Source organism: Prevotella micans F0438 (assembly GCF_000243035.1).
GTDB lineage: Bacteria > Bacteroidota > Bacteroidia > Bacteroidales > Bacteroidaceae > Prevotella > Prevotella micans.
In genome coordinates this window covers 740,797-752,562 of record NZ_JH594521.1, presented here as the reverse complement: position 1 = coordinate 752,562, position 11,766 = coordinate 740,797, and the positions used below count along the sequence as shown (strand labels likewise).

General features: G+C 48.5%; 6 protein-coding genes. All 6 read right to left on the bottom strand.

Annotated features, from left to right (window positions below):
- Nucleotides 1–133 precede the first annotated feature (133 nt).
- Nucleotides 134–2,548, bottom strand: a complete 2,415-nt coding sequence (locus HMPREF9140_RS03105) for a TonB-dependent receptor (RefSeq protein WP_006951687.1) — start codon at nucleotides 2,546–2,548, stop codon at nucleotides 134–136.
- 265 nt (nucleotides 2,549–2,813) lie between these two features.
- A complete protein-coding gene (folB, locus tag HMPREF9140_RS03100) occupies nucleotides 2,814–3,221 on the bottom strand; it encodes a dihydroneopterin aldolase (RefSeq protein ID WP_006951686.1) in 408 nt (135 codons plus the stop codon).
- 74 nt (nucleotides 3,222–3,295) lie between these two features.
- Nucleotides 3,296–5,860 (bottom strand): adenosylcobalamin-dependent ribonucleoside-diphosphate reductase, encoded by a 2,565-nt coding sequence (locus HMPREF9140_RS03095; protein ID WP_006951685.1) that lies wholly within the window; start codon nucleotides 5,858–5,860, stop codon nucleotides 3,296–3,298.
- A gap of 591 nt (nucleotides 5,861–6,451) precedes the next feature.
- The gene (locus tag HMPREF9140_RS03090) at nucleotides 6,452–9,268 is read right to left on the bottom strand and encodes a M6 family metalloprotease domain-containing protein (RefSeq protein WP_006951684.1); all 2,817 of its coding nucleotides are present in this window, start codon (nucleotides 9,266–9,268) and stop codon (nucleotides 6,452–6,454) included.
- A gap of 96 nt (nucleotides 9,269–9,364) precedes the next feature.
- A complete protein-coding gene (locus HMPREF9140_RS03085) occupies nucleotides 9,365–10,132 on the bottom strand; it encodes an HAD family hydrolase (RefSeq protein WP_006951683.1) in 768 nt (255 codons plus the stop codon).
- A 272-nt stretch (nucleotides 10,133–10,404) separates the two neighbouring features.
- A complete protein-coding gene (locus tag HMPREF9140_RS03080) occupies nucleotides 10,405–11,763 on the bottom strand; it encodes a glucose-6-phosphate isomerase (RefSeq protein WP_006951682.1) in 1,359 nt (452 codons plus the stop codon).
- Between the last annotated feature and the right edge of the window lie 3 nt (nucleotides 11,764–11,766).

Sequence of the window (11,766 nt, the reverse complement as noted above, 5' to 3'; positions counted from 1 at the left end):
GGACTAGATATACACCTATCCTACATCAGTCCGGGACTGATGTAGGATGACATCGGGACTGATGTAGGATCAGTCCCGATGTCATCCTATTTCGGAACTATTGCCGCCTGATAAAATTAGAAAAGGTGGATATTTAGAAATCGATGGTTAATCGGGCGTTGAGCTGACGGCCGGTGAGATAGTTCGGCACGGCAAACTGTTGACCGGTTACATCGGTTACCCAGTAGTAGGAGTTCACGTTGTTTATTCCGAGCAGGTTGAGGCAGTCGAGACCTAACCACATATTGCGGATGAGCGAGGGCTTTGAACTGTCGGTGTTATCGATGAGCCGATAGCTCATGCCGATGTCGACCCGTCTGTAGACCGGAGCGCGGAACGAGTTATGCTCGAGTTCGCGATGTGGTGCCGAGAAAGGCAAGCCATCGGCATAGGCCACCTTGAGCGACATGCGCCAGCGGGTTGTACCGGGGAAATAATCGGTGAAGAAGAGGTTCACGGCAAATCGCTGGTCGGTTGGTAGCGGAATCGAGCGTCCGTTCAGCTTCATTCGCGTATTCATGATGCTGAACGTAAGCCACGAGTCGGCACCTGGCACAAATTCGCCATAAAGTTTAAGATCCAGTCCGGCAGCATGCCCGGTAGCTTTATTGTCGCCATAGTAGGTTACCTTGACATTGTTCACCGAGTAAGGAATGAGGCGTGCGAGTGCCTTATAATACAGCTCGGCCGAGAATTTGAACGGTCGGTTAACCATTCTGAATCGATAATCCATCGACGCAATGAAGTGCAAAGAACGTTGCGCACGGATGCGTTTGTTGAGCAAGGCATAGGTAACCCCGTTCACAACCGTTGTGTCGCGCAATTCTTTGTAGAAAGGGGCCTGATAATAGAGTCCGGCGGCAAGTCGGAAGGTTAGGTCGCGATTCCATCCGGGGGTTATGGTGAGCGATGCACGTGGCGAGAAGAGTGTTTCGCCGTTGAAGTCCCAATGCGATGCCCGGATACCATAGTTCAGGATGAAGAGCGTAGGAACCGAGTCGCGCGACTGGAATCTCCATGTATCTTGCAGATATGATTCAATTCTTTTAGCGTTGAGCCTGTTCTGCGCCCTAAGCGAGTATATTAGCTCGAGGTTGGATGGCGTGTAGGGAATAGTGTAGCCAGCGGAATCGCGGTGTTCGTATTCGGCTGCGCTCTCCTTAATCCGCTCGAACTTATAGCCCAGCGCGGCCTCGATGTCGTGTTTCGCAGTTCGATGTCTAATCATGAGTTTCAGGTTTCGTACGTTGGCACTAAGGTAGTCGCGCGAGTGCTGCATGTATGTTCCCACGCCAAGATTCTCGGATGTTTCGGTCTGCGTGAGCCAGTATTGCCCCTGTATATCATATCGTTCTTGCTCCTTTGTCGAGAACGCCGACGCGAGGAGCGATAGGTCGGTTTTCGATGTAATATGGCGCGTTATTCCGATTGAGCCGAAATAGGTTCTGAAGAGGTCTTTTTCTTTTCCGTCGAAATAAACCTTGAACGATTTCACGTTGTAGAGTGTTCCGAAATTAGTTTGGCGGTCTTCCGGTTCGAATTCATATCGGTTATCGGATATGTTTCCGATTATGTCGACCTGCCACCGTTTGTTCGGACTCCAGGAAAGATATGTTTGATAGTCGATGAACGACGGTCTGTATTCTCCACGTGTTTGCAGCGAGCCCAGCAAATAGCGGTTTGTTTTATAGCGCAGGCCATTGGTCCACGTGAGCGTTTTTGCTGCCAAGCCTAGATATGCGCTTGCTCCGAGGAGCGATGCCGATATCGACGCCTCGGTACGTTTGGGGCGCTTGTATGTTATGTCGAGTGCCGAGCTCATTTTGTCGCCATATTTCGCTTCGAATCCACCGGTTGAGAATCCCACTTGCTCAACCATGTCGGGGTTTATCACAGATAGTCCCTCTTGCTGTCCGCTTCTCACGAGGAAGGGGCGGAACACTTCGATATTGTTTATATAGACCGAGTTCTCGTCGAATGTTCCGCCACGTACGTTGTATTGCGACGACAGTTCGGAGTGTGTCGACACGCCAGCCTGCGTTTGAATCATTTCTTCGACGGCATTGCCCGATGTAGATGGTGCTTGTTTAGTGGTTTTCAGATCGAGGTTCTCAGTTGTTCCGTGCCGACGTGTTTTCCCTTCGACTACCACTTCCTGGAGTTCGTTGTCGTCGGCAAGCTGTATAAGTAGGGTTTGTTTTCCGCGTGGTTTTCTCAGTACACGTGTTTTGGTTTTGTAGCCAATCATGGAGAATCTCACTACGACAGAGTCGGCACTTTCAAGCTGCATATTAAATTCGCCCTGCAGACTGGTCATAGCCAGCTTGCCCTGCGACACAACCATGACCGATGCCAATTCGATTGGGCTACCGTCTTTGTCGGTCACCTTACCTTGCAGAGTGAACGACTGTGCTCCGGCCTCCTCGACAATAATGAATATGATAGAAAGTAGTATGAATCTTAAAGCATTTCTGTAATCCATGCCCCCTATAACGCCTCTCCGTTTCATTTATTGCGCCATGAGCAGGTTCGGATAGTCACGGAACGGGCGGGACAGCGAATCATTCCTCATTGGGACATCATTACAGGTCGGACAGAGACGGGGTCTGTCCCTACATGTAGCCTACCGAACGAATTTGAACTTTTACAAGTAACGCTGTGGAAACAGGGCGAGCTCCTCCTTGTTCCGAGACCTCGGAAGTATCACCTTTTTCGTTTTTCTCTCCTTCAGAGGATATCTTTCCGTTTTTACATTCTTCCCTCCAGGGGGGGCGCTACTTTCCCGTCTCGGTGTTAGTATAAGGCTCTAGTTGAGTTCTTTTAAGATGCAATTCCACGCTCGCCCCGGCACAATCGGCCCCCATTGGCGGATTCAGTTTTGTTAGTGTCAAGTCGATTGATTCTATCTTCGGATATTGTTCTTCGAGCGCATGGACGATGTTACCCGCTGCATGTTCGAGTAGTCTTGTTGGGCGAGCAATAGTTTGTCTTACGGTTTCAAAAACATCAGCATAGTTGAGCGTGTCTTCAACATCGTCGGTTTCGATAGCGCGAGTAAAGGGATAACCCAGCCGGAGGTCAAGAAGATATTCATTGCCCACCTTGCGCTCTTGTTCGCCCACACCGATAAAGGCATGGAAACGAACCGAACGCAAGTGAATGTATGTTGATTGGAGTTTCATAATCTGTCAGTTTATAAAAATCGACTGCATCGGGGGAAGATGCAATCGATTTGAATTTTATATGAATGGGAATTTCATCCACATTTCGAGGCGCCACAGCTGGTGCAGATGAGGCAACCTTCTTGATAAACGAGCGATTCGTGACCGCAAACAGGACATTGCTGACCGGAAACGCGTGTGCCATCAGAGACATATTTCTTCAGTGCACGCTCCACACCATTTTTCCACGTATTGATGCTTTCGTTTTTGAGCTGTAGCGAACCGACGAGCTTTATTACATGCTCGATGGGCATTCTGTAGCGCAACACGCCAGAGATTAGCTTAGCATAGTTCCAATATTCGGGATTGAACTTTTCGGATAGACCTTCGACTGTGGTTTTATAACCTCGTTTGTTTTCAAACTGGAAATCGTAGCGACGACTGCCATCTAGATTGGTTTGCTTGATTATCTTGCCTTTCACAACGCTCTTGGGAAGAGCTATACCCTCATCGTCGTCTTGAAGACCGGTGAAGATTTCATAGGGCCGTCCGTCGAGCAAGCCAACGAAGGCAACCCATTTCTCTTTATTGTTTTGGAATCTAACCACATCGCAATCCAGCACCTGCGGCCTTTCGTCAATCACCTGCGGAAATGGCGGCGGGGTATGATGTTCTTCGGCTTGGGCAAGGTCTTTCTTTTCTTTCTTCTTTGAAACCGAAATCATGACGCCCGAACGCGAGCCGTCGCGATAGATTGTGCAGCCTTTACATCCACTTCGCCAGGCCTCGATGTAGAGTTTATCCACAAGGGCTTCGTCGACATTGTTGGGCAGATTCACGGTGACGGAGATAGAATGGTCTACCCATTTCTGAATTTCACCCTGCATGCGAACCTTCATGAGCCAGTCTACATCGTTGGCGGTTGCCTTGTAATAGGGTGAGCGTTTCACGAGTTCGTCTATCTCGTCCTGGGTGTATTTACGTTCGGTATCGATGCCATTAATCTTCATCCAGTCGAGGAATTTGCGATGGTAAACGATGTATTCCTCGAACGAATCGCCCACTTCGTCTACAAAGTCCACGCGCACATCGGAGTCGTTCGGATTAACCTTGCGACGCCGCTTGTAAACGGGCATGAACACCGGTTCGATGCCGGAGGTTGTTTGAGTCATGAGCGATGTTGTGCCGGTTGGCGCAATGGTGAGACAAGCAATGTTTCGTCGACCGAACTTCTGCATGTCGGCCGCGAGTTGCGGGTCGGCCGCAAAGAGTCGGTTAATGAACGGATTCTTAGCCTCGCGAGCGGCGTCGTATATCTCGAATGCGCCACGCTCTTTAGCCATCACAACCGACGACCGATAAGCATTCAGCGCAAGTGCCCGATGAACGCTCACGGTAAACTCGGTGGCCTCGGCAGTGCCATATCGCAACCCCATGGCGGCAATCATGTCGCCCTCGGCGGTTATTCCCACGCCCGTTCGTCGGCCCATTCCGCTTTTGCGTTTAATCTTCTCCCAGAGGTGGAACTCGGCACTCTTTACTTCCTCGTTCTGCGGGTCGTGCTTGACTTTGTTCATTATGAGGTCAATTTTTTCCATCTCGAGGTCAACGATATCGTCCATGATACGCTGCGCGAGCGCAACATGCCTTGCAAACTTGTCAAAATCGAATCGGGCCTTATCCGTGAATGGATTTTCGACATACGAGAATAGGTTTATCGAGATGAGCCTACAGCTATCGTAGGGACAGAGTGGAATTTCGCCGCACGGATTTGTCGAAACCGTTTGGAAGCCCAGGTCGGCATAGCAATCGGGAATGCTTTCGCGCAGAATGGTGTCCCAAAACAGCACGCCCGGTTCAGCGCTTTTCCATGCATTGTGAACTATTTTTTCCCACAGACCGCGGGCCGAAATGTCCTTCTCAACTTCGGGCTTATCGCTTCCGATTGGGAACTTTTGCCGATAGCTCTCGTCGGCTATGGCGGCCTGCATGAACCGGTCGGTTATCTTCACCGAAACGTTTGCGCCAGTTACTTTTCCCTCCTCCATCTTTGCGTCGATGAAAGCCTCCGAGTCGGGATGGTCGATGCTCACCGAAAGCATGAGCGCCCCGCGCCTACCATCCTGCGCAACCTCGCGCGTACTGTTGGAATATCGTTCCATGAACGGCACCAGGCCAGTCGACGTAAGTGCCGAATTGTTAACTGGCGAGCCTTTCGGTCGGATGTGACTCAAGTCGTGCCCCACTCCTCCGCGCCGCTTCATGAGCTGCACCTGTTCTTCATCGATTCGCAATATTGCGCCATAAGAATCGGCGTTACCGTCGAGCCCGATAACAAAGCAGTTCGAAAGCGAAGCAACCTGATGATTATTCCCGATACCGGTCATCGGACTGCCGGCCGGTATGATATACCTGAAATGGTCTAGTAGTTCGAACACTTGTTCTTCGCTAAGTGGATTGGGGTATTTATTTTCGATTCGCACAATTTCCTTTGCAATTCGCCTGTGCATATCCTCGGGCGAGCTCTCGTAAATATTACCGAAACTGTCTTTCATGGCATACTTGTTCACCCACACGCGAGCAGCAAGTTCATCGCCGTCGAAATATTTCAACGAAGCCTCGAATGCCTCGTCGAACGAATAAATTTTCTTTTGATTCATGTTATGGAATGGTCTTGTAATTTTTGAACGCGAAGATACAAAGACTTTCCATAACACCGCTCCCCCTACCCCTCACCGTGGAACAACAAGAACACAAATGGGGTGTGTGGATATACATCTACCTCGGAAAATTGACATAAAACAACTGTATATGTATTTCTGCCATGGAAGAAAGACAGAAAATCTTATTTTACGTGAGTTCGGTTTAAGAATCTGCTTAAGCCTCCGAGGAGTCAATGGGTAATAAACAACGGATGCCAATTCGGGCGTTAGCCCGCATGTAGGGACAGACCCAGTGTCTGTCCGCCTCAATGCCAATTCGGTCTACCGACCGCATAACATATTTCGTCCTGCCACGTCAGGGGGCGGACAGACACGGGGTCTGTCCCTACATGCGGGCGGAACGCCCGAGTGGGAGTCTCTATCAAACCGAACTCGCATTTATATTGGATGGTATAACATCCATTCGTATCGATAGGAGGCGAATATTTCTCTCGATTTATTTTTCTCGATTCGCCACTAAACACAATGAACCCCCAAAGTTCGGTTATGAACTTTGGGGGTTCGTGTGATTTTATATCCCGGTGGGGATTATTTCACGAGGACTTTCGAGCCTTTCGTGATATAAATTCCGCGCTTAGGATGGGATACTCTGCGGCCCTGCAGGTCGTAGTAGACTTTCGGGGCAGAAGATTTGGAATCGGTTATACCGGAGATGCCGTTGGTGCCACGGAAGAACTTATTCCAATAATCGGCCGCAACGTAGAGGGCCTTGGATGCCTCGGGAACGTTGAGCTTACATTTCGTGAAGTCAATGTCTGCGAATGGGTCGGCAGTTGCTTTAGCTGGAGTTGCTGCGAGAGCATTTATCACAAGAAGATTAGCTGAACTCAATGAGTTCTTGCCGAGCTTGAGCAGAGCTTCAGACAGCGTTAGGTTGCTCAATTTCGTTGCTTCGAATGCGTATGATGCGATGCGGGTAACCATCTTTGGAACCGTGTAGCTACCGGTCTTGGCTGCGGGATAGCAAATGAGGGCAGGTTCTCCCTTGCTTACGCTTTTCACGGTTACGGTAATTGAGTCGATAACCGTGTTTGAAGTGCAATTGAAGGTTACGTTCTGCGAATTGCCTGTCCATACTTTAGAATCGATGGTTCCTGTGTTTGCAGTCATGTTGAATTGTGTAGCTCCGAAGCTTGCGCGTGTTACCGAACTGCCCTGTGGAACTGAAAGGATGATTGAACCTCCTCTGTATATGCGGAGGGTTATCTTTCCGTTATTCTTCATCAGTTTTGTCTGACTGCGTCCGTCGGTGGTTGTCAGGGTTATGTCGTCCTGTTCAATCGGGGATGTTATGTGTCCTGCCGACGGGTTGGAGGTTTCGGATACAGGGAGCCCCCATTCGTTTTTGTTGAAGTTGAACATCGAGACGTCTGTTTTGCTTGTTTGCCAGTTTGAGCCGTCGTATTCTGCACTGCGAATGAAGAGAGCATCGTCTATCGTCTGATAGTATTGGCTGCCTTCTTCAACGCTGAATTTTGTCATTGCGCTTGTTCCGCGGAAAGCATTGGGTGCTATTTTGCGGATGCTTTTGGGTATCGACACCGAGGTTAATGTCGTGTAGCCTGCAAATGCGCTGTCGGCAATGGCAACTACTTCGTAAACCACATCGTCTATTGTTAGTGTGTTGGGTATATTCACGTCGGCCGAGTATTCGCCGCTTTGTTTGCGTATAACTGTGAACTCGCGGTTGTCTACGTATTTATAGTCTATCCCGCCTTCGGTGATTTTGTCGCCTATTTTGTATGGAACGTGTTTTCCATCTTCAGTGATGAAGTTGAACGTTATTGTTTTGTCGGCGTTCTTTTTGATTTTGAATATAGGCATGGATGTGAGCGTACCTCCTCCGTAGAGCGGCAGGTATTTAATTTCGTTCACTCCGTTGCCGTAGAGATTGGTTTGCGAACCACCGTATTGCAGAGTTTGTTTATCGGCTGTTACGATGTGTGCCCGTTTATTTGTTCTAACGTTATTGAGAATGTTTCCCGACCATGATCCGGCGTTATATGCAATGTGTGTGAGCATGAGTCCGCTTCCATAGTTATTGCCATCTGCGTCTGTTTCGGGATACCATGTTCCGGGCTTACGATTTTCAAGAATATAATATTCGTTTGTCACTCCGGGGCGACGGAACATCACGGCCAGATTGCCTTCGGTTGCATCGTGAGGCGTGAGCGTTACGCTTTGTGCTTTGGTGAGCTCTGGAATATCGAGCCAACCAAGGTATGAGCGCTCATAGGCTGTGTATCCCATCGGGGCGCGTGCTTTGTTCACGTATGGGCCTGTGTCCATTATTGACCAGTTGCTGAATGGGTCGTCGCCTCTGTAGGAATAATTAGTGCAATAGAAGTCGGGCAATCCGAGTGCATGTCCGAATTCGTGGCAGAAAATTCCCATTCCCATCAAGGCTCCGTCGTTATATAGTTCGTTTCCTACGAAGTATGAATTGAAGTGATTGGCCCCGATGTTTTTGTTGAAGTCGCTTTCGCATGGCCAAACATAATTTGCACCTTGTCCGCCTTCGGTTGCTTCGCCCCGACCGGCATATAGTATACTTACTAATTCTACGTTTCCGTCTTCGTCCTTGAATTTGCTGAAGTCAACTCCTTTGGCTTCGGCCGCTCTTACGGCGTCGACCACCATTCCGTCTACGTTTTTATCGTTTCCGTTTCGGTCGTTTGCACCATAGTATTTATAGCTGTTAGCTAGGGTTACTATTCCTACTATTTCGAATGTGGGTTTGAACATTCCGCGGCTTTGCGCAATGAAGAAGTCGCGCGCTGACCCCACGCAATATGTTTCGTCATGATAGCCTTCTTCGTTGTAGTAGCGGGTCATTTTGTCGATGGTGGTTGTTGATTTGAATTTCAAATCGGAGAATTCAACCATAATGACTGGTACTTTTCTTTCACCAAGACTTTTCACGGCACCCATTCCTGATTTGTTATATTTTCCTAGTCCGTCGGGGGTGGAGCCGATGATTGCTTTGTTTGGCGCCCGGCGTGCTACAAGCTCATTGAGTTCGCTCAAGCGCGATTCAACGTTATTGGTGAGAAGGAATGTTTTTTCTGCCTCGGAGCGTTGGTCGGCGTTATGCGCTATGAGTGTAGATGGTACAAGGCGTCCGTTGCTAAACATGGCGTAGCATAGGTCACCTGCGTCGTTTTTCACTAGCACCTTTCCGTCTTCGGTGGTGTAGAAGGCAACGTGTCCGTCGCCATTAATGTAAACCATTACGGTTGTACCGTCGCTCTGGTTCATTGGCCAGAGTTTTGGCAGCGGCCGTATGGCTTGTACTTGCGTTGCTATTGCAAGCGCAAGTAAAACGAGAGTAATTACTTTCTTCATTGATTACGGTTTGTTTGCTGATTTAATTTTTAACTGTGTTTTTGGAAGTTCACAAAAGTAGAGATTATTTTATAGGGCGGTGGGGGGTGCTTTTTACTATTGTGTTTTTTTAATATTCATCTTATCCGTCTGTTTATATTTTGCTTCTGCGATGAGCGTGGGCCAGTCGACGAACAATTTCTCAATAGATGGATAGAGTAGTTGGGGATTTTTTTCGAGCAGAATTTCATTTGAAAGTGGACCGCTGTTCACAGCGATTGTAAAACAGCCTGCATTTGTACCTGCTTGAATACCAAGGGGGGCATTTTCGATGACGATTCCTTCATGCGGAGCGAGATTTCCGGCTTTTCGTAGGCCGGCGAGATATGGGTCGGGGGCCGGTTTGCCATTTTTGACGTCGAAGGCTGTGGTAACTTGCTCGGGGGTGATGAATTCGTGGAAATCGGAGAGTAGTCGGTCAATGAGTTGCCTCTGTGCGCTTCCGGTGACAATTCCTATTTGCAGTCCTTCTGATTTGATTGCGTGCATTAGTTCTTTCACTCCGTTGAATATTTTCGGTTGGGGCATTTGGTGAAAATATTCGGCTTTGAGCTTATACATCTGTGCGGCTTCAGTTTCGGAGAGTTGCTTGCCGAGCAGTTTTTGAGCGTAAATTCGGATTGTATCCACTCCTTTGGCTCCTTCGGTTGCATAGGCGTCTTCCTCGGTGAAGGGAAGGCCAAAATGACCCATTGCTTTTGTCCATGCGATTGCATGGTTTGGCATTGAGTCGTATAGCACTCCGTCCATGTCGAAAAGCACAACTCGCGGGTTGAAGGATTCGTGCGAGTGTTGATTGTAGTTCTTGATTATTGTTTGGAACATAATTTTGTTGTGGAATGTGATTTGGGGTGTGTATAGGAGAGATACGGGATGTTATATACTATATAATGTATCGGTTTTCGACATACGCATCTTTACGAGAGCCTATCTCGCATTGAGAATTTAGCCATGCAATACGCAGGAGCAAGACACGCATTGAAAAATCAGCTACGCAATACGTAGGAATCGAAAAAAGGGAGTTGCCGATTAGATGATAAACGATTCTCCCCTCTTTTTCTTGGTGAAAAGAGAGGGGAGAATACCATCCGGATTTTTTATTTGCCTTCCGAAAGGCGCTGCTTGATTGCTTGGCTCTCACTTTCGTAACCAGGCTTGTCAAGTAAAGCAAACATGTTCTTTTTATAGGCTTCGACACCCGGTTGGTTGAAAGGATTAACGTTTTGCACCAATCCGCTGATGCCGCAGGCTTTTTCGAAGAAATATATGAGCTGACCGAGATAATATTCATCAAGTTTCGGAATGATTATCCTGATGTTAGGCACACCGCCGTCGACATGAGCAAGGCGCGTACCGAGTTCGGCCATTTTGTTCACTTGGTCTACTCGTTTCCCTTCGAGAAAGTTCAGTCCATCGAGATTTTCGTCGTCGTGCGGGAAAAGGAGTTCGCGATTGGGAGTTTCAACCGATAGAACTGTTTCAAATATTGAGCGCTCACCCTCTTGAATCCATTGTCCCATAGAGTGCAGGTCGGTTGTGAAATCGCATGCGGCAGGAAATATGCCCTTATATTCCTTGCCCTCGCTTTCGCCGTAGAGCTGTTTCCACCATTCAGCCATGAAATGAAGCTTGGGGTGGAAATTAGCCATGATTTCAATCTTCTTGCCGGTTTGCGTGTAGAGGGCCTGTCGAACGGCAGCATATCGTGCGGCTATATTTTCAGCGAACGGAATGTTGATATCGGTCTCTTTCTCCATTGCGCAGGCGCCTTTCACGAGAGCTTCGATATTGAATCCGGCAACGGCGATGGGTAGAAGTCCAACAGGGGTGAGCACGGAGAATCGGCCGCCTACGTTATCGGGAATTACAAATGTTTTATAGCCTTCTTTGTTGGCAGCTGCACGAGCAGCCCCTTTGTGCGCGTCGGTTATGGCAACTATCATGTTTCGGGCTTCGGCCTTTCCGAATTGTTGTTCGCATTGCTTTTTCAGGAGGCGGAACGCGAGGGCGGTCTCGGTAGTGGTGCCTGACTTGGAAATGTTTATTATTCCGAATCTTTTATCCTTCAAATATTCCGTTAACTCAGCAAGATAGTCTTCACCAATATTGTTTCCGGCAAACACGATGGTTGGATTCTTACTGTCGGACTTGAGCCATGCGAAACTGTTACCTAGGGCTTCTATTACAGCTCGCGCCCCGAGATAAGAGCCTCCGATCCCGGCCACGACAATCACCTCGCACTTGCTGCGAAGAATATTTGCAACGTCTTGGATTTCGGAGATGAATTCAGGAGTGATGCTTGATGGAAGATGGAGCCAACCTAGAAAATCGTTACCCTGACAGGTGGCTTTTTCTAGTGCTTCTTGCGAGGCTGCAACTTGTGGTACATAGGCCTCGATGGCGCCCGGGGTTAGAAACTGGGCAGCTTTTGTGATGTCTAACTTAATACTTTCCATAAT

What these genes read in the sequence shown, in the direction of transcription:
- HMPREF9140_RS03085 (WP_006951683.1), bottom strand. Translation starts at nt 10,132, where the DNA reads ATGTTCCAAACAATAATCAAGAACTACAATCAACACTCGCACGAATCC.
- HMPREF9140_RS03095 (WP_006951685.1), bottom strand. Translation starts at nt 5,860, where the DNA reads ATGAATCAAAAGAAAATTTATTCGTTCGACGAGGCATTCGAGGCTTCG.
- folB (WP_006951686.1), bottom strand. Translation starts at nt 3,221, where the DNA reads ATGAAACTCCAATCAACATACATTCACTTGCGTTCGGTTCGTTTCCAT.
- HMPREF9140_RS03080 (WP_006951682.1), bottom strand. Translation starts at nt 11,763, where the DNA reads ATGGAAAGTATTAAGTTAGACATCACAAAAGCTGCCCAGTTTCTAACC.
- HMPREF9140_RS03090 (WP_006951684.1), bottom strand. Translation starts at nt 9,268, where the DNA reads ATGAAGAAAGTAATTACTCTCGTTTTACTTGCGCTTGCAATAGCAACG.
- HMPREF9140_RS03105 (WP_006951687.1), bottom strand. Translation starts at nt 2,548, where the DNA reads ATGAAACGGAGAGGCGTTATAGGGGGCATGGATTACAGAAATGCTTTA.